The sequence below is a fragment of the Erwinia sp. TECH1 genome (assembly GCF_054057575.1).
The window spans coordinates 309,986-335,899 of record NZ_JBSRZK010000001.1; the positions used below are offsets into that span (position 1 = coordinate 309,986).

Here is a 25,914-nt window from a genome sequence, read left to right on the forward strand (position 1 = left end):
AGCTATGGAAAGACGTTTTACCGCCTTTTGCTGCCTGCTGGCGCTGCCTTGTGTCAGCCTTGCGCAGCCGTCGCCGCCGAAAGAAGCGCCTGATGGATTCTGGGGGCTTTTTTCCGGCGCGCCGGACACCCTGCCTGAGGCCGCCGCAGACCAGACCGATATGCTGCCGACGGGCGACGGCAAAACGCTGCCCGTCGACTGGCACGCCGCGATCCTGCTGGCGGTGCAGCACCATCCGGCCATCAGCAGCAGCATCGCCTCGCTGGAGTCGGCGGGCTTTAGCATCGATAACGCCAGCGCGGGCTACCTTCCCGCGATTAAAGCGGGGGTTACCTCGGGCCGACAGCAGGACGAAGGCAGCGGGCAAATCGCCACGCTGGGGCTGTCGCAAATGCTTTATGACTTTGGCAAAACCGGCGGCGCGGTGGATCGGGCAACGGCCGGTTATCTGCGACAGCAGGCCGCTTTGCTGGCGCAGGTCGATAGCGTGATTGAGCAAACGGCGCTGGCGCTGAACGAGGTCTGTCGCTATACGCAGCAGCTTGATAACGCACGCAAACAGGTAAGGGCGCTGCAGGATATTTTACGGCTTACGCAGCTGCGCGCGACGGCGGGCGCCAGCACGCGCGTCGATCCCGTACAGGCGCAGGCACGCGTTGAAGCGGCCGAGGCGCAGCAGCAGGAGAGCGAGATCAAACTTCGCCAGGCGAAGTACCACCTTCAGGCGCTGCTGGGCCAGCCGATCGCGGACAGGCCGCTCGCCACGCCGCTGGATCTACAACCGCTGATCCGCAAACTGGGCGCCACGCTCGATCTGAACAGAAACCCCACCATCCTCATCGCACAGGCCGACGCCGCCATCGCCAGCGCTGACCTGCGCAGCAGCAAAGCGCAGCGTTATCCCACGCTGTCGCTGGAGGCCAGCAGCAACAAATATATCGGCGATATCGCCCGCTATCAGAGCCGTAGCCAGTATCAAAACGTCTATCTCTCCCTGAACAGCACCCTCTATCAGGGCGGCGCGCTGGCGGCGCAGGAAAACGCCAGCGCCCGCGCGCTGGCCGCGGCCAGAGAAACCATCAGCAGCCAGAAGCTGGAGCTGACCGACCGGCAGCGCAGCGCGTTTCAGAGCATGGCTGGTCTGCAAAACAACATCAGCATCCTCGCCCGGCGGCTGCGCACCATTACCGAGACGCGGTCGCTTTACCGCGAGCAATATCTGGCGCTGGGCAACAGGAACGTGCTTGATTTGCTCAACGCCGAACAGGAAATCAGCCGCGCGGAGCTGGATCTTATCAACGCCCGCCGCGACCTTTGGGCCGCCGAAGTAACTTATCTTGCGCTGGCCGGTATGGCCAGAGACGCCTTCAGCATCAATATGCCGGCCGTCCAGGCGCAGCGGCAAACAGTGAAAAATGAGCCTTATGAACAACCCTTTCTCAGATAACGACGCCACCGGCCATGCTGAAAAAAGCCGCTACCTGCCGTGGCTGGAAGCCCTGCTGCTGATCGCCAGGCATTATCGCCTTGAGGCTTCGCCAGAGCGGGTAAAAGGCGAGGCGGAGTGGCAGCTGCGACAGCTGCCGCAGGACAAGCTGATTGAAAACATGGCGCGCCAGCTCGGCCTGCTGGTGCTGTTTGACGACTTCCATCCCGACTGGCTGGACGCCTGGCGGCTGCCGCTGGTGGTGGATTTCGGCGCGCGCGGCGTCGGCGTGGTTACGTCGCTGAGCGCCCAAGGCCAGGCGAGCGTGATGCTGACCGGCGAAAAACAGCTGCAAAGCGTGCTCAGCGTGGACGAGCTGGGCCGCTATGCGCAGCGCGTGCTGCTTGCCCGCCCTGAAACCGCCGTGCCCGACGCCAGAGTCGACGACTATATTCAGCCTTACCGCGCCAGCTGGCTGTGGCAGACGCTGCTGCGGGAGTGGCCGAGCTGGATCAACATCATGTTCGCCTCGCTGATGATCAACGTGCTGGGCCTGGCGGCGATGCTGTTTACCATGCAGGTGTACGACCGCATTATTCCTTCGCAGTCCGTGCCGTCACTGTGGGTACTGTTTGGCGGCGTTATGATTGCGCTGACTTTTATCTTTATCCTGCGCATGGCCCGCACTTACATTTCCGACTGGGCGGGCAAGCGCGCCGATTTGCGTATTTCCGACAAGGTCTTCGGCCACGCCTTGCGCATCCGTAGCGACGCGCGGCCAAAATCAACCGGATCTTTTATCGCGCAGATCCGCGAGCTGGAGCAGCTGCGCGAGCTGATTGCCTCCACCACTATCTCCGCCGTGGCCGATCTGCCGTTTCTGATCCTCTTTCTGATCGTGCTCTGGCTGCTGGGCGGCTGGCTGGTGCTGGTGCCGCTGGTGGCGATCCCGCTGATTGTGCTGCCGGGACTGCTGGCGCAGCGGCCGCTGGCGAAGCTTTCCAGAGCCACCATGCGCGAGTCGGCCCTGCGTAACGCCATGCTGGTGGAGTCGGTGCAGGGCGCGGACGATATCAAGCTGCTGCGCGGCGAGCCTTACTTTCAGAACCAGTGGAACCACCTGAACGAAACGATCGGCAAGGCGACGGTCAGGCAGCGTTTTATCAGCGGGCTGCTGGCCAGCTGGACCAGCGAGGTACAGACGCTGGCCTATGTCAGCGTGGTGCTGGTGGGGGCGTTGCTGGCGATGGACGGCGATATCTCCACCGGCGTGCTGATTGGCTGCTCGATGCTGGCCTCGCGCATGATGGCGCCGCTGGGCCAGCTGGCGATGATTTTTAGCCGCTGGCAGCAGGCGAAAGTCGCCCGAGAAGGGCTGGCAAGCCTGCTAAACAGCGAGGTAGACCAGCCCGAGCGCGGGGCGCAGGTGCATCGCGCAAAACTGTACGGCGACTACAGCCTGGACGGTATTGTCTATCGCTACAGCCCTGAAGCCGCCCAGGCGGCGCTGGCGCTCGATAAGCTGACCATCAAGCCCGGCGAAAAAATCGCTCTGCTGGGCCGCAACGGATCTGGCAAATCCACGCTGCTGCAAATGCTGGCCGGGCTGCTGCGGCCTACGCAGGGCGCGCTGCTGCTGGATGGCGTCCGGCTCGACACGCTCGATCCGCTGGATGTCCGGCGCGACGTCAGCCTGGTCAGCCAGTCCTCGTCGCTGTTTTTCGGCACCATCCGCCAGAATTTGCGCCTGGGAATGCCGCTGGCTACGGAGGAGGAGATGCAGGAAGCGCTGGCTATCGCTGGCGCTATGACCTTTATCCGCCAGCTGCCGGAAGGCCTGGACTATCTGCTTCACGAGGGCGGCAAAGGCTTGTCCGGCGGGCAGCGCCAGCTGCTGCTGCTGGCCCGCGCACTGTTGCGCCAGCCCGCCGTGCTGCTGCTGGATGAGCCGACGGCCTGGCTGGACGACGCCGCCGAAAGCCGCCTGATCGAAAAGCTTAAGGCCTGGTCGGGCGAGAAAACGCTGATTATCGCCACGCACCGACCGGCAGTGATGCAGCTGGTGGATCGTATTTTGCTGTTGGATAACGGCAAAATCGTGCGTGACGGGACGAAGGAGCAGCTGCTGGTTAAACCGGCCGCGCCGCGCCGCAAAACGGAGGCGTCATCATGAGCGGACGCTTCAGAGGGCGCAAAAAAACGGCCGCGCGCGGCAGCGCGCTGATCGTCTGGTCGCTGCTGACGATGCTGCTGCTGTTTTTTCTCTGGGCCAGCCTGTTTGAACTGGATGAGGTCACGGTCGGCGTCGGCAAAGTCATCCCCAGCAGCCACGCGCAGATCGTGCAGTCGCTGGAAGGCGGCATTCTGCAAACGCTGAAAGTGCGTGAAGGCGACGTGGTGGAGGCGGGCCAGGTGTTGGCGTTGCTGGATCCCACGCAGCTGGATTCCGGGCTACAGGAGAGCACGGCAAGAATGCGGGCGGCGCTGGCGACGGCGGCCCGTTTACAGGCGGAAACGGCGGGCAGCGAGCTGAATTTTCCGCCCGAGGTGCTGGAGGACGGCGATCTGGTGGCGGCCGAGACGGCGCTGTATCGCTCGCGCAGGGAGAACCTGGACAAAACGCTGAGCGGCCTGCGTGAAGCGCTGACGTTGATCAACCGCGAGCTTAAGCTGACCGCTTCGCTGGTGGCGCAGGGCGCGGCCAGCGACGTGGAAGTGCTGCGGCTGAAAAGACAGGCTAACGATCTGCAAAGCAAGCTGAACGACGCGCAAAATCAGTACATCGTGCACGCGCGGGAGGACCTGGCGAAAGCCAATGCCGAGGCCGCTTCGCAGCGATCGGTCATCATCGGACGCGCCGATGCGCTGAAGCGCACGACGATAGTCGCGCCGGTCAGGGGTATCGTCAAAGCGATCGAGGTCAACACGGTGGGCGGCGTGATCCCGCAGCGCGGCAACCTGATGGAGCTGGTGCCGCTGGATGAACAGCTGCTGATTGAAGCGCAGATTTCGCCGCGCGACGTGGCTTTTATCACGCCGGGCCAGCGCGCCGTGGTCAAGCTGACCGCCTATGATTTTAATATCTATGGCGGCCTTGAGGGGAAAGTGGCTTCCATATCGCCGGATACCCTCCAGGACGAGGTGCATCGGGACAACTACTACTATCGCGTCTATGTGCGTACCGAAAAAGATTATCTGCTTAATAAAAAAGGGAAAAAATTCCCGGTGCATCCGGGGATGATCGCGATGGCGGAAATCCATACCGGCAGCAAAACCATTATGGCTTACCTGTTGAAACCGCTGAACCGGGCGAAAGAGGCGCTACGCGAAAGATAACGCTGGGCGAAAAGGGCAGACCACGCTTTTTCCTGCTTCCCTTGCCTGAAAAGAAACGATAATGTGCGCGTGACGAAGTGGCGCTTCCTCGCTGACCGGTGCCACCTGATAATTTCATTTTCAGCGGAGAAACTCATGAGTAAGTCGACGTCCATTCTCTTTTCTGCTTTTTTACTGGCTGCCACGCCGTTAGTGTCTACGGCTTTTGCAGAAGATGTTCAGACGCAGCAGGATCCTGCCGCCGCCGCGCCAGCCACGGATGCCCCAGCTGCGAATACGCCAGCCACGGATGCGCCAGCTACGGATGCGCCAGCTACGGATGCGCCAGCTACGGATGCCCCATCCGCCGCGCCGATCGCGCCGGAAGCACAAACGCCTTCTCAGGCGCAGACGCCTTCAGGCGAAACGGCCGCGCCGCAGCGCGATCCGGCCCATCCTTATGAAATTCAGTACTTTTTTGCCGATTTCCAGCGTTTCACTATCGGCAGCGTTGTGCCTGACCGCTACCGCACTAAAAAATATGAAATTGTGGACTGGAAAACCCGCAACCTGCCTGCGCCTGAGCAGGGCACCAGCTGGACCTATATGGGCGGCAACTACGTGCAGATTTCTAAAGAAGATGGCCGCATCCTGAAAGTGGAATCCGGCGACATTTTTTACAAGCAATAAGCTATAAAAAAGCCCGGCGTTAAACGTCGGGCTTTACGAGTATTGGCAAGGCGGCGTTTTTTATTCCGCCTTTGCCCGATCGCCATACAGATACCCCAGCGAAGCCAGCAGGCACAGGCTATAGCCCAGCAGTTCGCAGCCTTCCTCCGCCATGTTTTTCACCGTATGGTTATAGCCATCCAGCATCAGGTGCTGCCACAGGTCGCGCATACCGAACAGGCGAGCAAACACCAGAATGGTCAGCAAACCCGCGCACAACATGCCCCAGGCAGGATGACGCAGCAGATCGGCCAGGCCTTTCACGGCGCGCTTTGGCTGAAGCACGGCAATAACGACGCACGCGGCGGCAGTGGCCAGCGCGAACCACACCCAGCTGCCGTGTGACAGCTCGTCGAACAGGAAATCCAGCTCGCGGATCAGCATACAGGTGAAGAAGCCGCCGATTAATATCAGCGTCGGCCTGATGGCAGGCTGTCGATATGCGCCATGAAAATAGAGCAGCGCGATAGCCAGCAGCATCAGTTCCTGAGCGATTTCAGTAAATGAGGTTTCGTGTACGCCATCGTTCATCCAGCGAACATCGATAAAAACCATTCCCATCATGGCGGCCAGAAACAGCGCGCAGCCAATAAAAGCCAACGCCTTGCGGCGGATAAAAAGTAAATCAGATTGCATAACGCCCCTTATTTTTTCGAGGCGATTATAGGCACTGAGTTGACGCAGGCTTACCAATTAATGCCGCCGGCCTGCGGCAGCGGCGCCGATTTGAGTTAATTAATGCAGAAAAGCGCCGAAAATCCCGGTTAAGGATTAATTCGGCAGCTGATATCTTTGCTGCTGGCGGGTGAACCAGGCAAGCGGCACGTAATAGGGCGCCTGCGTCAGCTGCTCAATGCCGCTTTCGATAATAGTGGAAGCCTGCCGCCACAGCGCTTCATTTCCGTCTTTCAGCAAGGCGATCTGCACGCGTTTTTCTGTCAGATAAACGCGGGCAAAATGCGGATCGTAATGAATAATCGAGCGGGTGTTATCAATGATATCGGCCAGCTTGATGGTCTGGGCGTCGCCCGAGGCCTGTGCCGTATGGCGAAAATGGGCCACTTTACGCGCTGCGCGATTTTTTGCGTCGGGCTGCTTGCTGTCGGTCAGCATCGCCACCAGCGAGGCGACCTCCGCGCCAAAATGGCTCTCGATATCCGCCAGCGTGTTGGACGTATCTTCGACCGTGTCGTGTAGCCATGCGGCGGCCAGCATGATTTCGTTATCGGTTACGCTGCGCACCAGCTCCACTACCGCAGCCGGATGTACGATATAAGGCTCATCGGTATATTTGCGACGCTGACCCGTGTCAGCATGAGCCTTGCTGGCGTAGCGTCGGGCCTTTTCTTCCAGTGAATACATCGGTTTTCTCCCCTGAACATTAAGATTCGCTTGCAATTATATAGCGCACTATTTATATTTTTTGCCATGACCACAGATAAAGATGACAAAAAAGCGGAAGCCTCGCCACTGTTGCTTGATCAACAGCTTTGCTTCGCGCTCTATTCCACCAACCTGGCGCTGCACAAGCTTTACCGCCAGCTGCTGGCACCGCTCGATATCACCTATCCGCAATATCTGGTGATGCTGGTGCTGTGGGAGCGCGATGACGTGACGGTTTCCGAAATCGGCGAACGGCTGTTTCTGGACTCCGCCACGCTGACGCCGCTGCTGAAAAGGCTGGAGGCGGCGGGTCTGTTGGATCGTCAGCGCTCGCGCAAAGACGAGCGCCAGGTCGTGGTAACGCTGACCGAACAGGGTCGCGAGCTGCGCCATAAAGCGGTCGATTTACCTCAGGCCGTCAGCTGCGCCGCCGCCTGTGATGCGGAAAAAATGCGCGTGCTGAAAGCCGAACTGGAAAGCCTGCGCGACAGCCTCAACGGCTAGACCGTAGTCTCGCTCCGGAAAGTCTATACTGATTACAGACGCCTCATTAAGTCGCTCGCGATTTAATAGCGCATATAAAACCCAATGAAAGGAGTTGCCTGATGTCTTTAGAAAAAGTCGTTTACCGTGCCAAAGCAAAAGCCACCGGTGGTCGTGACGGTCGTGCTACCTCTTCAGACGGCGTGCTGGACGTAAAGCTGGGCGTACCGAAAGAAATGGGCGGCGCGGGCGGCGAAGCCACCAACCCTGAACAGCTGTTTGCCGCTGGCTACTCGGCCTGCTTCCTGGGCGCGATGAAGTTTGTCGCCAACCGCGACAAAATCACTATGCCAAAAGAAGCCTTTATCGAAGGGGAAGTGGGCATCGGGCCGCTGCCGACCGGTTTTGGTATCGAAGCTAAATTGAATATCCATCTGGAAGGAATGGACGCGGCGGAAGCGAAAAAGCTGGTGGACGCGGCCCATATCGTCTGCCCTTACTCTAACGCAACCCGCGACAATATCGACGTAACGCTGAATATCATCAACTGATAACGGCGCTGGCCGGAGCCGCTATGGCGCTCCGGCTGTCTGTAACCCTGCGACCCGCCGCGTTTCTCTGCTTATTCCCGCGATTGAACTGATAAATCCCCGATAATGTGGTTAACTACGCCGCTTGCGCGTGGAGGTGAATTTTTTCCCTTCAGAATCGTCCGGGGAAAGTTTCTCAGGGTGATAATCGACCCTATAACCGAACTCTGGCGAAACGGTATGGTCTGATTAGCGTTTACTCTAAAGCTACGCCGGGATAAAGGTTGCATGAATTACATTAAAACACTGACGCAGCAAAAGCTCTCGTTTTTGCTGGCGTTTTACATCGGTATCTTTCTGAATATTCCCGTTTTTTATCGTCGTTTCGATCCCTTTCTGGCCCACTTCAGCGTGGCGGAATGGCTTTCCGCCGTGGCGGAAGTCGTCGCCATCGTTCTGCTGACCTTTTTCCTGATGCGGCTGCTGTCGCTGGGCGGCAAAATTTTCTGGCGCGTGACCGCTACCGCGCTGGTGCTGATTTCGGTAGCCGCCAGCTACTACATGAGTTTCTTTAACGTGGTGATCGGCTACGGCATCGTCGCGTCGGTGATGACCACGGATACCGATTTGTCGAAAGAGGTGATTGGCTACCATTTTGTGCTGTGGATGGTGCTGGTCAGCGCGCTGCCGCTGCTGCTGATCTGGCGCAACTCGCTGCGCCTGACGCTGATTGAGCAGCTGAAAACGCCGGGACAGCGCCTGAAGCCGCTGGGCGTGCTGCTGCTGGCCGTGGCGCTGGTCTGGCTGCCTATCCGCTATTTCGACAAGCAGCAGAACATCAACGAGAAGCTGACCAATGTCGATCTGCCGAGCTATGGCGGCGTGGTGGCGCACTCTTATCTGCCTTCCAACTGGCTGTCGGCGCTGGGGCTGTTTGCCTACACCAGCTACGACGAGACGATGGACGGTAAAGACCTGTTCGATCCGGCAAAGCAGTTTACCTATAACGCACCGGCCGGGCTGGACGACACCTATGTGGTATTCGTGATTGGCGAAACCACCCGCTGGGATCATATGGGCCTGCTGGGCTATAACCGCGATACCACGCCAAAGCTTTCCCACGAGAAAAACCTGGTGGCGTTCCGGGGGGAATCCTGCGACACCGCAACCAAGCTTTCGCTGCGCTGTATGTTCGTGCGTGAAGGCGGCACCGATGAAGGGCCAGGCCGCACGCTGAAAGAACAGAACGTTTTTGCGGTGATGAAGTCGCTGGGCTTTAGCTCGGAGCTTTTCGCTATGCAAAGTGAAGTCTGGTTCTATAACAATACCGATGCGGATAACTTCGCGTTCCGCGAGCAGATTGGTTCGGAAAAGCAGAACCAGGGCAAGTCGGTGGACGATATGCTGCTGGTGCCGGAGTTGAAAAAGTCGCTCGATCGCCATCCTGAAGGCAAGCATCTGGTGGTGCTGCATACCAAAGGCTCGCACTACCTTTACTCGCAGCGCTATCCGCGCGAGTTTGCCCGTTATCAGCCTGAATGTATGGGCGTGGACGATAAATGCAGCAAAGCGATGCTGATCAACGCCTTTGATAACTCGGTACTTTATACGGATACGGTGCTGGAAAGCGTGTTCGATCAGCTGCGCGATAAGAAAGCGATTGTCTTCTACGCGGCCGACCACGGCGAATCGATCAGCGATAACATGCACCTGCACGGCACGCCGCGTCATATGGCGCCGCCGGAGCAGTTCCGCGTGCCGATGATCGTGTGGGCTTCCGATAAGTATCTGGCAGACCCGGCTAACCAGAGCCGCTTTGAACGCCTGCAGGCGCAGCAGCGCGTGGGCGCGACGCATCGTCACGTTGAGCTGTTCGACTCGGTGCTGGGCTGCCTGGGCTACACCTCTCCGGATGGCGGCATCAAAGAGGCGAACGACTGGTGTGCGGATCCGACAAAGCGTAAAGCTTCTGGCGGCAAAATCTGACGCGCCGCGTCAAATTGCTAACCCCCGAGCCTTAGCGGCCGGGGGTTTTTTATTGCCTGCCGTTAAGGCCGTATTAAGGTTGGCGCAGAGAGTCATGCGTGGGATCAAAAAAACCGGGGCAGATTCTTGCAAGATAAGCCGCGGAAGCGCTGTGCGCTTCTTCCTCTAACTGAACGGATAACCCAGGAGAACGGTCATAATGATGTATCTCATTTTATTTATCGCCATTGTGGCGGAAGTGATTGGTACCACCTTGCTGAAAACGTCGGAAGGTTTTACGCGGCTGTGGCCAACTCTGGGTACCGTATTTTGCTACGGCATCGCTTTTTACTGTCTGTCCCTGACGCTGCAGCATCTGCCGACCGGCATCGCCTATGCCATTTGGTCGGGCGTGGGTATCGTGTTGATCTCGCTGGTCGCCTGGCTGTGGCACGGCCAGCGGCTGGATCTGCCCGCGCTAATCGGCATGGCATTTATCATCGTCGGCGTGGTTATTATCAACACGCTTTCCCGCGCCGTTTCGCACTGATTATCCGTTATCGGCGGCCCTGAAGCGCCGCCGACACCGGCAGCCGATCGTGCTGTGGTGTAAAAATACCCGTCTCGCTTTATGCCCTTACTATCCGTAAAAAAGCCTTTCCCGCCCGCTACCGCCGCGTTAATTCGCGCTGCGCTGTACATGACCAAAAAAACGCGTTATTGGCCGTTTTTTATCCTGCCGTTGCAGAATTTTTGCCTGGAATGGCAGGTATAAGCAAAGCGTATTGTTAAAAAAATGGGATACAGGCGACTATTTTCAAGGGTTTTTTTGCAACGCGTTTCACTGGCTGCTGATTTTCTGGCGCTATTTTAAGCGGCATTAAAAGTTAACGGCGCATTATATGCGCTGGAAAAGGTCGCTTTTGGTTATTTTTTATATTTGTCTGTCGCCTCTCATCCTCTGTGTAAATAGCCAACGGCCGTATTGACGTTTTCTGCAACTGTTGACAAATTGATCGCTCAGAAGAGAAAGGATAAGGATTTGTCTGATGGCATCAGCCTCGCCGCGTCTTCTACCCAAACCTTCTGATACGTACGGGCCACTATAAAAAAATACAGGCCTGACGAACTGCCTAATACAACATCACAACTGGAGCAGAAGCATGCGTAATTCCCTGGCTAAAAACAGGATGCTGAAGGTCGGTTTGAGCCTGGTCGCCCTGACCGTGGCCGCCAGCGTCCAGGCCAAAACCCTCGTTTATTGTTCCGAAGGATCGCCTGAAGGCTTTAACCCACAGCTTTTCACTTCCGGCACCACTTACGATGCCAGCTCCGTACCGATCTATAACCGCCTGGTGGAGTTCAAAGTCGGCACCACCGAGCTACAGCCCGGCCTGGCGGAAAAGTGGGACGTGAGCGAAGACGGCAAAACCTATACTTTCCACCTGCGTAAAGGCGTGAAGTGGCAAACCACTAAAGATTTCAAACCTACGCGTGACTTTAATGCCGACGACGTGGTGTTCTCCTTCGAGCGTCAGCTGGATAAAAACAACAAGTATCATGGCGTTTCCGGCGGCAGCTACGAATACTTTGAAGGCATGGACATGCCGAAGCTCATCAGCAAAATTGAGAAGGTGGACGACCACACGGTACGCTTTGTGCTGACCCGTGCGGAAGCGCCGTTCATGGCCGATCTGGGGATGGATTTCGCGTCTATTCTCTCTGCGGAATATGCCGACAAGATGCTGCAAGCGGGCACGCCGGAAAAAGTCGATCTGAATCCGGTCGGCACCGGCCCGTTCCAGCTGCTGCAATATCAGAAAGATTCCCGCATTCTCTATAAAGCCTTTGACCAGTTCTGGGGCACCAAACCGAAAATCGATCGCCTGGTCTTCTCCATCACGCCGGATGCCTCGGTGCGCTACGCCAAGTTGCAGAAGGGCGAGTGCCAGATCATGCCTTATCCGAATCCGGCCGATCTCGCGCGGATGAAGGAAGACAAGAATATCAACCTGATGCAGATGCCGGGCCTGAACGTCGGCTATCTCTCCTATAACACCGAGAAAAAGCCGCTGGATAACGTCAAGGTTCGCCAGGCGCTGACCATGGCGGTGAACAAGAAAGCGATTATCGACGCGGTTTACCAGGGCGCGGGCCAGGCGGCGAAAAACCTGATCCCGCCGACCATGTGGAGCTACAACGACGCGGTGCAGGATGACGCCTACGATCCGGCCAAAGCCAAAGCGCTGCTGAAGGAAGCGGGCATGGCGGACGGCTTCGCTATCGATCTGTGGGCGATGCCGGTACAGCGTCCTTATAACCCGAACGCTCGCCGTATGGCAGAGATGATCCAGGCCGACTGGGCGAAAATTGGCGTGAAGGCCAAAATCGTCACCTACGAGTGGGGCGAATACCTGAAACGCGCGAAAGCTGGCGAGCACCAGACCGTGATGATGGGCTGGACGGGCGACAATGGCGACCCGGATAACTTCTTCGCCACGCTGTTCAGCTGCACCGCGGCGAAGGATGGCTCTAACTACTCTCGCTGGTGCTACAAGCCATTCGAGGATCTGATCCAGCCTGCGCGCGGTGAAGCCGACCACAACAAGCGTATCGAGTACTACAAGCAGGCTCAGGTCATGATGCACGAGCAGGCGCCTGCGCTGATTATCGCTCACTCCACCGTGTTTGAGCCGGTCAGCAAAAAAGTCTCCGGCTACGTGGTCGATCCGTTAGGTAAGCATCACTTCGAAAACGTCGATATCCAGGAGTAAAGAGAGCGGCCGGTTCGCCGGCTGCTTTACCCATCCCTGTGGGTCGTGTTCGACGGCCCGTCGCAAGGCTTAAGTCAATCTGGTCAAGGCGCCGTTAGCGGCGTCGCGGACGGGCTGCCCGACCGTAAGATGTGAGCAATTATAATCCCCCAGGCTACGGTCTGCGGGAACTTAAAGAGAATCCGGATTATGCTGCAGTTCATACTCCGACGTCTGGGGCTTGTTATCCCGACGTTTATTGGTATCACCCTGTTAACCTTTGCTTTTGTCCATATGATCCCAGGCGATCCGGTACTGATTATGGCGGGCGAGCGCGGCATGTCCGCCGAACGTCACGCCCAGCTGCTGGCGCAGATGGGGCTGGATAAGCCGCTGTGGCAACAGTATGCCTCCTACGTCTGGGGCGTGCTGCACGGCGATCTGGGCATCTCCCTGAAAAGCCGTATTCCTGTCTGGCAGGAGTTCGTGCCGCGCTTTAAGGCGACGCTGGAGCTGGGCATCTGCGCGATGATTTTTGCCGTCGCGGTAGGTATCCCGGTCGGCGTGCTGGCTGCGGTAAAGCGCGGTTCCATTTTCGATCACACCGCCGTCGGCATCTCGCTGACCGGCTACTCCATGCCGATTTTCTGGTGGGGCATGATGCTGATCATGCTGGTTTCAGTGCAGCTCAACCTGACGCCCGTCGCTGGACGTATCGGCGACACGGTGTTTCTGGACGACAGCCAGCCGCTGACCGGTTTTATGCTGATCGATACCCTGTTCTGGGGCGAAGAGGGCGACTTTAAAGACGCCGTGATGCATATGATCCTGCCCGCTATCGTGCTCGGTACTATCCCACTGGCGGTGATTGTGCGTATGACGCGCTCGGCCATGCTGGAAGTGTTGGGTGAGGACTATATCCGCACCGCGCGCGCTAAAGGGCTGACGCGGATGCGCGTGATCGTGGTGCACGCGCTGCGTAACGCGATGCTGCCGGTGGTCACGGTTATCGGTCTCCAGGTTGGCACCATGCTGGCCGGCGCGATCCTGACCGAAACGATTTTCTCCTGGCCCGGCCTGGGCCGCTGGCTGATCGATGCCCTCCAGCGTCGCGACTACCCGGTAGTGCAGGGCGGCGTGCTGATGGTAGCCATCCTGATCATTCTGGTCAACCTGCTGGTTGACGTGCTTTACGGCGTGGTTAACCCGCGCATTCGCCACAAGAAATAGGGGGCTTCGTATGTCTTTAGTCGATCCGGGCAGCGTGCCCGCCGCACCCAAGCCGATGACCCCTTTACAGGAGTTCTGGCACTACTTTAAGCGTAACAAAGGCGCCGTTGTCGGTCTGGCTTACGTGGTCATCGTGTTTTTTATCGCTATTTTCGCCAATTTTATCGCGCCGCATGCGCCGGCCGAGCAGTTCCGCGACGCGCTGCTGCATCCGCCGGTCTGGCAGGAAGGCGGCAGCTGGCACTATATCCTTGGTACCGACGATGTCGGTCGCGACGTGTTGTCGCGTCTGATGTACGGCGCGCGCCTGTCGCTGCTGGTCGGCTGCCTGGTGGTGGTGCTGTCGCTGATCCTGGGCGTGATTTTCGGGCTGATCGCCGGCTACGTCGGCGGCACCACCGACGCCGTGATTATGCGGCTGGTCGATATCATGCTGGCGCTGCCGAGCCTGCTGCTGGCGCTGGTGCTGGTGGCGATTTTCGGGCCGTCGATCGTCAACGCCTCTATCGCGCTGACCTTTGTGGCGCTGCCGCACTATATCCGCCTGACGCGCGCGGCGGTGCTGGTCGAGGTCAGCCGCGACTACGTCACCGCTTCCAACGTGGCGGGCGCGGGCGCTATTCGGCAGATGTTCGTCAATATCCTGCCCAACTGTCTGGCGCCGCTGATCGTGCAGGCTTCGCTGGGCTTCTCCAACGCCATCCTTGATATGGCCGCGCTGGGTTTTCTGGGAATGGGGGCGCAACCGCCGACGCCGGAGTGGGGCACCATGCTCTCCGACGTGTTGCAGTATGCGCAGAGCGCCTGGTGGGTCGTGACCTTCCCGGGGTTGGCGATCCTGCTGACCGTGCTGGCGTTTAACCTGATGGGCGATGGCTTACGCGATGCCCTTGACCCGAAACTCAAGCAGTAAGAGGCAGCGATGGCGTTATTAACTGTAGACAAACTGTCGGTGCATTTCGGCGACGAAAAAGCGCCGTTCCGTGCGGTAGACCGCATCAGCTATCAGGTTGAGCAGGGCCAGGTGGTCGGCATCGTCGGCGAATCCGGCTCCGGCAAATCGGTAAGTTCGCTGGCGATTATGGGGCTGATCGATTTCCCCGGCAAAGTAATGGCCGACAACCTGCTTTTTAACCAGCGCGATCTGAGGCGCATTTCTGAAAAAGAGCGCCGTCAGCTGGTGGGATCGGAAGTGGCGATGATTTTCCAGGATCCGATGACCAGCCTGAACCCCTGCTACACCGTGGGCTACCAGATTATGGAAGCGATCAAGGTGCATCAGGGCGGCAACAAAAGCACGCGTCGTCAGCGGGCTATCGATCTGCTGAACCAGGTCGGCATTCCCGATCCGGCCTCGCGGCTGGACGTGTATCCGCATCAGCTTTCCGGCGGGATGAGCCAGCGCGTGATGATCGCCATGGCTATCGCCTGTCGGCCAAAGCTGCTGATTGCCGATGAGCCGACCACGGCGCTGGACGTGACTATCCAGGCGCAGATCATCGAGCTGCTGCTGGATCTTCAGCGGCAGGAAAACATGGCGCTGATCCTGATCACGCACGATCTGGCGCTGGTAGCCGAAGCGGCCCAGCACATCATCGTGATGTATGCGGGCCAGGTGGTGGAAACCGGTAAGGCGGTCGATATCTTTAAGGCGCCGCGCCATCCGTACACCCAGGCGCTGCTGCGCGCGCTGCCGGAGTTTGCGGCCGACAAGGCGCGGCTGGCCTCGCTGCCGGGCGTGGTGCCGGGCAAGTACGATCGGCCAAACGGCTGTCTGCTGAACCCGCGCTGCCCGTACGCCACCGGTCGCTGTCGGATTGAAGAACCTGAACTCCGTGATATTCCGGGACGCCAGTCCAAATGTCATTACCCTCTGGATGATGCCGGGAGACCAACCTATGAAGCCATCTGATTCCACCCTGCTGATGCAGGCGATCGACCTGAAAAAGCACTACCCGGTGAAGAAAGGACTGTTTGGTCAGGAGCGCCTGGTGAAGGCGCTGGACGGCGTCTCGTTTAACCTGGAGCGCGGCAAAACGCTGGCGGTGGTAGGCGAGTCGGGCTGCGGCAAATCGACGCTGGGCCGCCTGCTGACCATGATCGAAACGCCAACGGAAGGGCAGCTGTTTTATCAGGGCCAGGATCTGTTAAAGCATGACCCGGCGGCGCAAAAGCTGCGCCGGCAAAAGATCCAGATTGTGTTTCAGAACCCCTACGGCTCGCTGAACCCGCGCAAAAAGGTCAGTCAGATCCTGGAAGAACCGTTGCTGATTAATACCAGCCTGAGCAAGGCAGAGCGCCGCGAAAAAACGCTGGCGATGATGGCGAAAGTGGGGCTGAAAACGGAGCATTACGATCGCTATCCGCATATGTTTTCCGGCGGTCAGCGTCAGCGTATCGCCATCGCGCGCGGGCTGATGCTCGATCCCGACGTGCTGATCGCCGACGAGCCGGTTTCCGCGCTCGACGTGTCGGTACGCGCGCAGGTGCTGAACCTGATGATGGATTTGCAGCAGGAGCTGGGCCTCTCGTACGTTTTTATTTCGCACGATCTGTCGGTGGTCGAACATATCGCGGACGAGGTGATGGTGATGTATCTGGGACGCTGCGTGGAGCGGGGCAGCAAAGAGGCGATTTTTGCCAATCCGCGCCATCCGTACACCCAGGCGCTGCTTTCCGCCACGCCGCGCCTGAACCCGGACGAGCGCCGCGAGCGTATCAAGCTGACCGGCGAGCTGCCAAGCCCGCTGAATCCGCCGCCGGGCTGCGCGTTTAACGCACGCTGCCGCCGTCGCTTTGCGCCCTGTCCGCAGATCCAGCCGCAGCTGAAACAGTATGGCGAGCAGCAGATCGCCTGCTTCGCTGTCGATCAGGATGAGGGACAGCCGGTGCCGGGCGGCCAGCAGGCGGTGGCGCAGCCTTAAGCTTACCGACCAAAGGCCGCCAGGGTAAAACTGGCGGCCTTTTATGTTACAGCGGCGCGGCTTTTCGGTGCCGTCTGCTTCCGGACGTTGTCTCAGAAAACGGCTGCGTTTTCTGCCACTGGCTTTCATTTTTATGGGCTACTTCTCAATAAATTAAAAGAAAGAAGGTATATTTTTGACACCAAATATCCTGAAGTTGAAAAGTACGGACATATAGCACTTGTCGGGCTGCGTTATAATTATAAAGGCAAAGAAATTAAGCACGCCGATAGTTGGAAAGACCGGAAAAAAGCATCAGGAAATCACAATGGCCAAATGAATTTATAAACAAATTACCGGTGAATTGTATCTCGATGGAAAATTAATCGAAAGAGGTTATTCCGGCATACTGACAAACAAAAATAACCCTGATCGGGAGCAGGTTCGCGGTATGGGGCCAATCCCGCGAGGAACGTGGAAAATCGGCAGTGCCGGAACGAGCAAAGCCCCGCTAATCATTACCCTGTATACCCGGCAGCAAATGTGCCGCACGTGGTCATTATGCTGAAGAGATGCTCTTATCTGCTATAACTAAAGAAGGCGTTAAAGGTATTGAACGGGATAAAAAAACGGTCGAAGTGCTTAACATCTCTCCCGTTTCCGAGGCTCTGGCACGTCAGTTTTCTCGAAAAGACGCGAAAAATGGTAATAGTCTCTCGCTCAAAGATTACTACGGTATTTACCACGAAAATGGTGTCATGAATTTAACGGTGAAATACACCTCGTCAATGCTAAAGGTGCAAAAAATGCCTATATTTCCTCCAGCTTGTTAAATAATGACGGATGTTACGTCCGATTTAATGGGTATTTAATATTCTCCCGTGGATTTTTAATGTCATTGTATCTGACAAGGTGTCTACAGGCCGCTGTTGAGCTGCGGCCATAGCTTTACGGTAAATAGCTTCTGTTAGTGAATAAGCTACAATTAGAACGTTTCTTACATCAGCATAGGATTGGACTAAAATATTGGAAAACGTCTGGTGATATGTCGATATTTATAATTTATCAACAGCGGATTTACCAGAAGAAATAATATATCAGGGTTATGCAAAAGCGGGCTTTTTTCTTAAAAGATAAAATCAGTGGCGGGATTAGCTTTCTCACTGTTGCTCAGAGCCTTACTATTTGCTCTGCAAATTATCGGACAAGGAAACGTTATGGAAAACGGTTTCAGTATTGCGATGACGCCGGTTCAGCTTGCCGCAGTAATGGAAGATGAAACGGCAACGGGTGACTCAATCAGTAACCGCATCTGGGGCGGAGTGGGCTTTCTCGGAAGTATTCTTGAACTGGCGAGCGCGACAGCCCTCTGTTTGGTGCCAGAGCCAACCGGTTTAACTAAAGCAGGCTGCATCATTGTTGGCGCACATAGCCTCGATGGTATTAGTTCATCAGCCTACCAGATCTATACCGGCAAACAGACCGCATCAATGACCGCTCGCGTTACGGCGGGTATTGCCAGTGAACTCGGAGCTTCAAATGAAACGGCTAAGCAGATTGGTATAGCTGTTGATATGGTGATACCGTTTGCTGTGGCAGGATCTGCGCGCGTAGCCTCGGTCAAAATGGGGCAGATCCGGTTGATGGAACACGAAGCGCAAAAGGGACTAAAAGGAGGTGGACACACTATTAAGAAACATGTTGGCAAAACAGAGTCGGATATGAGGGATAAAATTCAGCGCGGTCTGCAATCAGGCACGCTTTCCCCTGTTACTGGCAGTGTGAGTTCGTTTTATGATTTGAAAACGGCTGAAAAGGCATTAAGTAAAGCGATTAAAGCTAACCGGGGAAGGATCAGAGCGTGGGCCAGAAGTACTCCTGCTGACCGAAAGGATTTATACCTCGAACTGCGATATGCGCACAGTAGCTCGGTTGGTACTGTTATTAAAGTACAAACGGGAAAGTTAGCTGAAACAAATAAATTCGAATTGGTCATTTATAAAGAGCAATATAATAATCGCCCTTACTATATTCTGACTGCTTACCCAATCCTGGATTAATTTATGAAAAGATACGAATCGATTCGTCTCTTCTTCCGGATTTTTTTTAATCCGGATTGGGGGGACACCAGCCAAGAAATCGTGAACTCCTATGTTGATCATCTGGATGGGGCTGATGATAATCTCGCTGAGGAAATTGACGATTTTTTAGAGCGCTATCCGGACAATAAATCAGCCAACCCGGCTCTGGAAGAAATATGTGGGACAAGTATGGCTTTTTTGCGCCCTTCGCCCGTAGAATTTTTGAGATGGCTTTCAGCCTCCCTGAAGCAAAAACGTGACGGGTAGAGATGCGGCCCGCCGTCTGGCGGGCACTATCATGACCAGACTCCTCACAGACACCGCGCATTAGCGTGGCTTGCTTCACAGCCACCATCATCTTACGCAAAACGGTTTCCGGTTCTGCTGATTGAGTTAACTCCAGCTCATCGTGCCGCAGCGTGCAGACTCCTTACAACGGCGTTGGATTGCGTCTGTCCCTTACTCTACCGTTGCTGCGGCCTGGCAAACTTCTGACATAGTAGCCCCGTATGAATCAATCAGGTTTTTTCCACTTGCCGTTCGCCTGGTGCCCTGTGCAAACGATTAGCAAAAACGAGCGATGGTGGCAGATTTGACTTAGCGTAAGTATTTTATCGCCACTGACAGATAAAGGCCTGTGAGCACGTAATAACGTCAAACGTCAGAGGCAATAAAGTGCTTTATGTCAAATTAACCGCCGTCTGACGAATGTTTGGCTTACGCGCCGCGTAAAAAGCGGCGCGCTTTATGCCGTCTCTGTCCGCGATTAAAGCAGCATGCCATTGACTTAATGTAAGACAATTATTTAATTAAGCCAAATAATAACTGACCTGATTGATAGCCTGCGTAATTATTATTGCGCCGCAAGCGGTTAATATAATTACAGGCCAACAGCTTTTTTTATCAGCGGTAAGAATAATCTGATGTAGTTAAAAATTGTATGATATATTGCCGCCAGTTTTCTTATTATCCCGCGATCGTTCCCATGAAAAGCTATGACGACCTGCAGCGTTTTAAAGAAAAAACGCTAACAAACCATATCGAATTCAAAGATATGTCTGAACAGACACGGAATGCCGACCAGACCAACTGGGCCATCATCAGGCAGCTGATGAACGAGGGCGCAGCGCCAGCGCTGGGGAACGGTCAGCGTACGGATGTTGCCGCGCCGCAGCCTGCCGCCGCCGATCTCTTTAGCCAGCCCGCGCCGGTGAAAATCCCGGCGCAAGCTTCAGCGCCGCTTTCCTCCCGCGTGGCCGCGTTTGTGGCGGCTAAACCGGCGGCGCAGAGTGGATCGCTGCTGGAGAGCATTTCCGCTTCGCTGAAGCCTGCGGCCCAGCCTAGGTTGGCTTCGCTGCCGGAAGCCGCTCGCGTGCAGGAAACGGTTTCGCTGTCGGCAGGCGCTTATCCGCAGGGATCTGCTTCGCCGTCGGAAACTGTCGGCACGCAAATAACAGCTTCGCCGATGGAAACCGTTCGCATGCAGGATACGGTTTCGCTGGCGGAAGCGGTTCGTCTGCAGGGATCCGCTTTGCCGTCGGAAACTATCGGCGCGCGGATGCCGGAAACCGCTCGCGCATCGTCGCCGATAGCCCCATGTCTGCCAGGCGCTTCGCTGCTGGATGCGGTGCGCGCCCAGCCTGTGCCGTCAGACATCGCCCGCCCGGCGTCCTCGTCCGTCCCGCCAGAAGCCGGTCAGGCAGCGCGTTTTAAGCCGCTGTTCAGCGTTTCCGGCGTCCGCGCGGCGGAAGAAAAAGCCTTACCGAAAGAGACTCTGCTACAACCCCTGCTGGAGAAAATCGCCCTATGCCGTTAGTTTGTGTTTGTTCTCCAAAGGGCGGCGTAGGGAAAACCACCCTGGCCGCCAACCTGGCCTATACGCTGGCACGCGGCGGCAGCAAGGTGCTGGCGATCGATTTCGACGTGCAGAACGCCCTGCGCCTGCACTTTGGCGTGCCGCTCTCCGACGGACGCGGTTTCGTGGCCAGGTCGGCGGAATCGCCGGACTGGAGCCAGGCGATCCTGACCACCGGCGGCAATATTTTCGTGCTGCCGTACGGCGACGTGTCGGAAGCGCAGCGCATTGAATTTGAAAGCAATCTGGCCAACGATGCCCACTTTCTCGCCCGTGGACTGCAAACGGTGCTCAACTATCCCGGCCTGATTATCGTGGCGGATTTTCCGCCCGGCCCCGGCCCGGCCCTGAAGGCGATGACCGATCTGGCCGATTTACACCTGGTGGTGATGCTGGCGGATACCGCTTCGCTGTCGCTGCTGCCGCAAATCGAAAACGAAAAGATGATCGGCGGCGCGCTCAATCACAAAGCCGGCCATTTTTTCGTGCTTAACCAGAGCGACAGCCGCCGCAATATCAGCCGCGACGTGACGGCCTTTATGCAGCAGCGGCTGGGCGACAGGCTGCTTGGCGTGGTTAACCGCGACGAAAGCGTGGCGGAAGCGAACGCGTCACAGCAGTCGATATTCGATTTCAGCCAGGTTTCCGCAGCCGCTTTCGATATTGAGCTGGTCGGCAAAAGGGTTGCCGCGCTGCTGGATATTAAAGTCGGCGACGGCGAGCTGCAGGCGCCGCTGACCTCGCGCTAAACCGCCCGTAAAGATAGCTTCCATGCCGGGGCGCTGCTGCGCTCCGCAAGTTCTCGTTTTGTTTTCAGGATGACTTATGAAAAAAGTCCTGTATTACCTGCAGCTGCTGATATTATTTCCGCTGGCCGCAGTGATTGTTATCACGCCGATGGACAGCCAGAAACAATATATTTTCGGCCTGATCGCCATCGCCCTTCTTTTCGTGCTGGGCCTCAGCAAAAGCCGTAAAATTACCATGGTAATGGTGTTTCTTTCGGCCTTGATGTCAACGCGCTATATATACTGGCGCGCGACGGAGACCCTGGCTTTTAATTCCGAAATCGAAGCTATATTGGGCGTCGGCTTATTTATTGCCGAGGTATATGTCTGGGTAATTTTGCTTTTAGGCTATCTGCAAACGTCATGGCCGTTAAAAAGAACCATTGAGCCGATGCCGGATGATATCAGCCTGTGGCCGACCGTCGATATTTACGTGCCGAGCTATAACGAAAGCCTGGACGTGGTGCGTGATACCGTGCTGGCCGCGCAGTGCATCGATTACCCTCGCGACAAGCTCAAAATTTATCTGCTGGACGACGGCAAGCGCAGCGAGTTCGCGGTTTTCGCCGCCGATGTCGGCGTGGGCTACATCACGCGCGACGACAACCGCCACGCCAAGGCGGGCAACCTGAATCACGCGATGACCATCACCAAAGGCGAGCTGATTACCGTTTTTGACTGCGACCACGTGGCGACCCGAACGTTCCTGCAGGCCACCGTCGCGCCTTTCCTGAAAGATCCCGAGCTGGCGCTGCTGCAAACGCCGCACTATTTCTATTCGCCGGATCCCTTCGAGCGTAACCTGAAGGCCGCGCGTGAAATCCCGAACGAAGGCGCGCTGTTCTATGGCCCGGTTCAGCAGGGCAACGATAACTGGAACGCGACCTTCTTTTGCGGCTCCTGTGCGGTTATCCGCCGCAGCGCGCTGGAAGAGATCGGCGGCTTCGCCACCGAAACCGTGACCGAAGATGCGCATACCGCCCTGAAAATGCAGCGTCGCGGCTGGAAATCCGCTTTCCTGGCGCTGCCGCTGGCCGCCGGTCTGGCGACCGAACGTCTGGGCCTGCATATTATTCAGCGTACCCGCTGGGCGCGCGGCATGACGCAGATTTTCCGCGTCGATAATCCGCTGCTGGGGCGCGGTCTGAAGTGGCAGCAGCGTCTGTGCTACCTGAACGCCATGCTGCACTTCCAGTTTGGCCTGCCGCGCGTGATCTTTCTGACCGCGCCGCTGGCTTACCTGCTGTTTGACCTGAATATTATTCACTCTTCCGCCAGCCTGATTTTCGCCTACGTGCTGCCGCATCTGGTGATGTCGCTGTACGTCAACTCCAGGATGAACGGGCGTTTCCGCGCCACCTTCTGGGGCGAGATCTACGAAACGGTGATGGCTTTCCATCTGGTTATCCCCACGCTGCTGACCATGATTTCGCCGAAGCACGGCAAATTCAACGTCACCGACAAAGGCGGCCTGCTGAATACCGGCTTTTTCGACTTTAACATCGTGCGTCCGCACGTAATCTGCGCCGCCCTGCTGCTGGCGGGCGTGGTCAGCGGCGTCGTGCGCGCCGCAGCGCATAACTATTTTGGCGTCGATCCTTACGTTATCGCGCTTAACGTTGGCTGGGCGCTGTTCAGCCTGATTATTCTGATGGCCGCGATTGCCGTGGCGCGTGAAACCAAACAGACGCGCAAAACCATTCGTATCGACGTCGATATTCCGGTGATCATGCATTACGCCAGCGGCATTTCGTCGCGCTCCACCACGGTGAACCTTTCTATGGGCGGCGTGCAGGTCACGGCGCCGGACAGCCGTCATGAAACGGATGTTATTGAGGCGATCGATTTGATGCTGCACTCCGGCGCGATCTCGCTTCCTGTCAGCACGATTGGCGCAGATGACGGCGTGATCCGCCTGCAATTTGCTGAAATCCCGCTGTCGCGCCGTCGTGAACTGGTGCGCGTGGTGCTCGCCCGCGCCGATGCGTGGATCAAGCCGGAAGGGCCGAAGGACAAGCCGCTGCGCTCGCTGTTGACCATCGTCCGCACCGTCTTCGAACTGTTCTGGCTCACCTGGAAAGACCGGCGCGCCAAACGTCAGGCACTCAAGGCCAATGAGGATAGCGCGGCATGAAAAAGCTTTTAGCCATCCTTTGTCTTGGCGTAATGACGCTGGGACAGGCGTATGCCGCCGACAGCGTGACGCAGGACAGCAGCGCGCTGTCGCAGATCCCGCCGCCGGCTGGAACCGGAGCGGCAGAAGATCTGCCGCCGCTGCCGCCCATCGCCGATAACGCCGCGCCGGTGGCGTTGCTGAATCAGCCGCTGACCAGCACCATCTCCGTGGCGCAGATGGGCCAGGCCAACGGCATTCTGCTGACCGGCAGCCAGCTGCAGTCCGGCATCGTCTTTACGCTGCCCGCTGATGAGGTGATCACCAATGCGCGGCTGAATCTGTCGCTCAGGGTCTCCAAAGCGCTGGCGGCGCGCAACGCTTCCATGCAGCTGATGCTGAACGGTCAGCCGCTGGGCACGCTGCCGCTGAGCGCTTCCGACAGCGCCAGCGAAGAGTATCAGCTGGATATTCCGGCCGCGATGGTGGTGTCCAGCAACAACCTGAGCTTTAAGATCAACGACGCGGATCGGCTGCTGTGCGAGCGCGATAACGATCGCTATCAGGTGACTATTCTGCCTGCCACCACGCTGGCGCTTGAAGGGCAGCAGCTGAATATCGGCAATAAACTGCGTAATTTCCCGCGCCCGTTTATTGATGCGCAGCGCATGACGCCCGCCAGCATCGCGATGGTGTTTGGCGCGGCCGTCACGCCGGGCAAAGTCAGCGCGGCGGCGACCGTCTCCTCCTGGCTGGGGATCCAGACCGACTATCGCGGCGTCAACTTCCCGGTATTGCGTAACGATATGCCGGAGAAAAACGGCATTGTCTTCGCGAAGCCAGGCGAAACCATCGCAGGCTTAACCGTGCCGCAGGTGAACGGGCCGACGTTGCAGATGGTCGATAACCCGATTAACCCGGTTTACAAGCTGATGCTGGTGATCGGCAATAATGATGACGATCTGCGTCAGGCCGCGTGGCGACTGACCCAGCCGCTGAGCGTTGACAGCGACTCGCTGGCGGTCGGTCGCCAGGCAATTCCCGCGAGCAAGGCCTATGATGCGCCGCGCTGGATCAACACCGATCGGCCGGTGCGCCTGAGCGAGCTGTTGCGCAAGGATCAAAGCCTGACCACTACCGGCCTCTGGCACGATGCCCTGAAGGTAAACTTCCGCGCCGCGCCTGATTTATTTCTGTGGGATGGCGAAACGGTGCCGGTGCAGCTGAACTATCGTTTCCCGTCGGAAAGCTGGATTGATGAAGATAACTCCTTCCTCAACGTCAGTCTGAACGGCACCTTCCTGCGCAATCTGACCGTAAATAAAGTCGGGCTGCTGGAAAACATCTGGCACCGGCTGGGCGGCGACGCGCGTCAGGAGAAATACACCCTGAAGTTCGACCCTTATCTGATTTACGGCGACAACCAGCTCCAGCTCTATTTCAACATCAAGCCGAAGGCCAGCGCGCCGTGCAGCGTACTGACCAATAACAACATCAAAAGCCGCATCGAGGATGACGCCTGGATCGATTTGAGCCATACGCGCCACTTCACTCTGCTGCCGAATCTTTCCTATTTTGTCGGCGCCGCTTTTCCGTTTACGCGCTTTGCTGACTATTCGCAAACCGTGCTGCTGCTGCCTGCCTCGCCCAGCGATGCGGAGATCGGCGCGCTGCTGGATATGGCGGGACGTGCCGGTAGCGCTACCGGCGTGGCGCTGAGCGGCAACCGCGTGCTGTTCGGCGTGCCCGCCGGCAAGCCTGACTGGCTGCGCAACAGCGACGTGCTGGCGTTCTCCACGCTGGCGCAAAGCGACTTCAACCAGGCGCTGCTGCGGCATTCGCCGTTTGAAGTAAACGGCCACACCCTGGGCGTGAAAGAGCCGACGCTGCTGGATAACCTGCGCGGCTGGCTGGCCGGCGACTGGAGTCGCCAGGCGGTGGATGCGGATCGCTATTTCTCTTCTAACGAAGACTGGCGCGGTTTTATCAGCTATCGCTCGCCGTGGAGCCCTTCACACGTGGTGGTGGCGACCGTAGCGACCGACGATGCGCAGCTGGCGAGCCTGCATAATGACCTGAAATTGCAGCGCATTAACGCCGGGATCCGGGGCGATACCGCGATAATCACCGGCGAAAACGGCATCCGCAGTTTCCGCGTCGGCGCGCAGTTCCCGAGCGGGGAAATGCCGTGGTACATGATGGTGGTGTGGTATGCCAGCCAGCACGCGGTCGTGCTGGCGCTGATAGCGCTGCTGCTCTCCACCATAGTGGGATTGAGCACCTTTATTTTGCTGAAGCGGCACGCCTGGAAACGGCTGAATCCGCAGCACGAGCGGCAGACGCCGGGCGAGAAAAAATGA

General features: G+C 57.3%; 22 protein-coding genes. 20 read left to right on the top strand and 2 right to left on the bottom strand.

What is annotated here, in order from left to right:
• The first annotated feature begins 4 nt into the window (after positions 1-4).
• The 4 genes from ACVWZ0_RS01380 (at position 5) to ACVWZ0_RS01395 (ending at position 5,431) form a co-directional block, all read left to right on the top strand.
• Positions 5-1,447: a TolC family outer membrane protein gene (locus ACVWZ0_RS01380; protein WP_253456562.1), complete on the top strand. Its 1,443-nt coding sequence runs from the start codon at positions 5-7 to the stop codon at positions 1,445-1,447.
• The gene (locus ACVWZ0_RS01385) at positions 1,425-3,599 is read left to right on the top strand and encodes a type I secretion system permease/ATPase (protein WP_253456560.1); all 2,175 of its coding nucleotides are present in this window, start codon (positions 1,425-1,427) and stop codon (positions 3,597-3,599) included. The genes ACVWZ0_RS01380 and ACVWZ0_RS01385 overlap by 23 nt, the downstream gene beginning before the upstream one ends.
• Complete coding sequence (locus ACVWZ0_RS01390) at positions 3,596-4,762, top strand: HlyD family efflux transporter periplasmic adaptor subunit (RefSeq protein ID WP_253456558.1); 1,167 nt, start codon at positions 3,596-3,598, stop codon at positions 4,760-4,762. Before ACVWZ0_RS01385 ends, ACVWZ0_RS01390 begins: the two co-directional genes overlap by 4 nt.
• 135 nt (positions 4,763-4,897) lie before the next feature.
• Positions 4,898-5,431, top strand: coding sequence for an RcnB family protein (locus ACVWZ0_RS01395; RefSeq protein WP_253456556.1), 534 nt, complete (start codon positions 4,898-4,900; stop codon positions 5,429-5,431).
• A 60-nt stretch (positions 5,432-5,491) separates the two neighbouring features.
• On the opposite strand, the gene ACVWZ0_RS01400 is transcribed toward ACVWZ0_RS01395, so the two are convergent.
• Both ACVWZ0_RS01400 and ACVWZ0_RS01405 read right to left on the bottom strand, forming a co-directional pair.
• Positions 5,492-6,106, bottom strand: coding sequence for a hypothetical protein (locus ACVWZ0_RS01400; protein ID WP_253456554.1), 615 nt, complete (start codon positions 6,104-6,106; stop codon positions 5,492-5,494).
• Positions 6,107-6,241: 135 nt separating this feature from the next.
• Positions 6,242-6,832 (bottom strand): HD domain-containing protein, encoded by a 591-nt coding sequence (locus ACVWZ0_RS01405; RefSeq protein ID WP_253456552.1) that lies wholly within the window; start codon positions 6,830-6,832, stop codon positions 6,242-6,244.
• Positions 6,833-6,898: 66 nt separating this feature from the next.
• Between ACVWZ0_RS01405 and ACVWZ0_RS01410 the strand changes: the two genes are divergently transcribed.
• The 16 genes from ACVWZ0_RS01410 to bcsB all read left to right on the top strand — a co-directional run bounded on the left by ACVWZ0_RS01410 (position 6,899) and on the right by bcsB (position 25,914).
• Positions 6,899-7,357, top strand: a complete 459-nt coding sequence (locus tag ACVWZ0_RS01410) for a MarR family winged helix-turn-helix transcriptional regulator (RefSeq protein WP_125289274.1) — start codon at positions 6,899-6,901, stop codon at positions 7,355-7,357.
• A 101-nt stretch (positions 7,358-7,458) separates the two neighbouring features.
• On the top strand, positions 7,459-7,887 hold the full coding sequence (locus tag ACVWZ0_RS01415; RefSeq protein ID WP_125289275.1) for an organic hydroperoxide resistance protein: 429 nt from the start codon (positions 7,459-7,461) through the stop codon (positions 7,885-7,887).
• 267 nt (positions 7,888-8,154) lie between these two features.
• On the top strand, positions 8,155-9,852 hold the full coding sequence (eptB, locus tag ACVWZ0_RS01420; RefSeq protein WP_253456550.1) for a kdo(2)-lipid A phosphoethanolamine 7''-transferase: 1,698 nt from the start codon (positions 8,155-8,157) through the stop codon (positions 9,850-9,852).
• A gap of 199 nt (positions 9,853-10,051) precedes the next feature.
• Entirely contained in the window at positions 10,052-10,381 is a 330-nt protein-coding gene (locus tag ACVWZ0_RS01425; protein WP_301251515.1) for an SMR family transporter, read from the top strand.
• A 613-nt stretch (positions 10,382-10,994) separates the two neighbouring features.
• On the top strand, positions 10,995-12,605 hold the full coding sequence (gene dppA / locus ACVWZ0_RS01430) for a dipeptide ABC transporter periplasmic-binding protein DppA (RefSeq protein WP_253456548.1): 1,611 nt from the start codon (positions 10,995-10,997) through the stop codon (positions 12,603-12,605).
• Between the two features lie 189 nt (positions 12,606-12,794).
• On the top strand, positions 12,795-13,814 hold the full coding sequence (gene dppB, locus ACVWZ0_RS01435) for a dipeptide ABC transporter permease DppB (RefSeq protein ID WP_253456545.1): 1,020 nt from the start codon (positions 12,795-12,797) through the stop codon (positions 13,812-13,814).
• 10 nt (positions 13,815-13,824) lie between these two features.
• Entirely contained in the window at positions 13,825-14,727 is a 903-nt protein-coding gene (gene dppC, locus ACVWZ0_RS01440) for a dipeptide ABC transporter permease DppC (RefSeq protein WP_253456542.1), read from the top strand.
• Positions 14,728-14,736: 9 nt separating this feature from the next.
• Entirely contained in the window at positions 14,737-15,726 is a 990-nt protein-coding gene (gene dppD / locus ACVWZ0_RS01445; protein ID WP_253456539.1) for a dipeptide ABC transporter ATP-binding protein, read from the top strand.
• Positions 15,713-16,738: a dipeptide ABC transporter ATP-binding subunit DppF gene (gene dppF / locus ACVWZ0_RS01450; protein ID WP_253456536.1), complete on the top strand. Its 1,026-nt coding sequence runs from the start codon at positions 15,713-15,715 to the stop codon at positions 16,736-16,738. Before dppD ends, dppF begins: the two co-directional genes overlap by 14 nt.
• Before the next feature lie 551 nt (positions 16,739-17,289).
• Positions 17,290-17,550, top strand: coding sequence for a hypothetical protein (locus ACVWZ0_RS01455; protein ID WP_253456533.1), 261 nt, complete (start codon positions 17,290-17,292; stop codon positions 17,548-17,550).
• A 384-nt stretch (positions 17,551-17,934) separates the two neighbouring features.
• A complete protein-coding gene (locus ACVWZ0_RS01460) occupies positions 17,935-18,777 on the top strand; it encodes an RNase A-like domain-containing protein (protein ID WP_253456530.1) in 843 nt (280 codons plus the stop codon).
• Positions 18,778-18,780: 3 nt separating this feature from the next.
• Positions 18,781-19,065, top strand: coding sequence for a contact-dependent growth inhibition system immunity protein (locus ACVWZ0_RS01465; protein WP_253456527.1), 285 nt, complete (start codon positions 18,781-18,783; stop codon positions 19,063-19,065).
• Between the two features lie 718 nt (positions 19,066-19,783).
• On the top strand, positions 19,784-20,614 hold the full coding sequence (gene bcsO, locus ACVWZ0_RS01470; RefSeq protein ID WP_253456524.1) for a cellulose biosynthesis protein BcsO: 831 nt from the start codon (positions 19,784-19,786) through the stop codon (positions 20,612-20,614).
• On the top strand, positions 20,605-21,402 hold the full coding sequence (gene bcsQ / locus ACVWZ0_RS01475; RefSeq protein WP_253456521.1) for a cellulose biosynthesis protein BcsQ: 798 nt from the start codon (positions 20,605-20,607) through the stop codon (positions 21,400-21,402). The genes bcsO and bcsQ overlap by 10 nt, the downstream gene beginning before the upstream one ends.
• A 76-nt stretch (positions 21,403-21,478) precedes the next feature.
• Positions 21,479-23,575, top strand: a complete 2,097-nt coding sequence (bcsA, locus tag ACVWZ0_RS01480) for a UDP-forming cellulose synthase catalytic subunit (protein WP_253456518.1) — start codon at positions 21,479-21,481, stop codon at positions 23,573-23,575.
• Complete coding sequence (bcsB, locus tag ACVWZ0_RS01485) at positions 23,572-25,914, top strand: cellulose biosynthesis cyclic di-GMP-binding regulatory protein BcsB (protein WP_253456515.1); 2,343 nt, start codon at positions 23,572-23,574, stop codon at positions 25,912-25,914. The genes bcsA and bcsB overlap by 4 nt, the downstream gene beginning before the upstream one ends.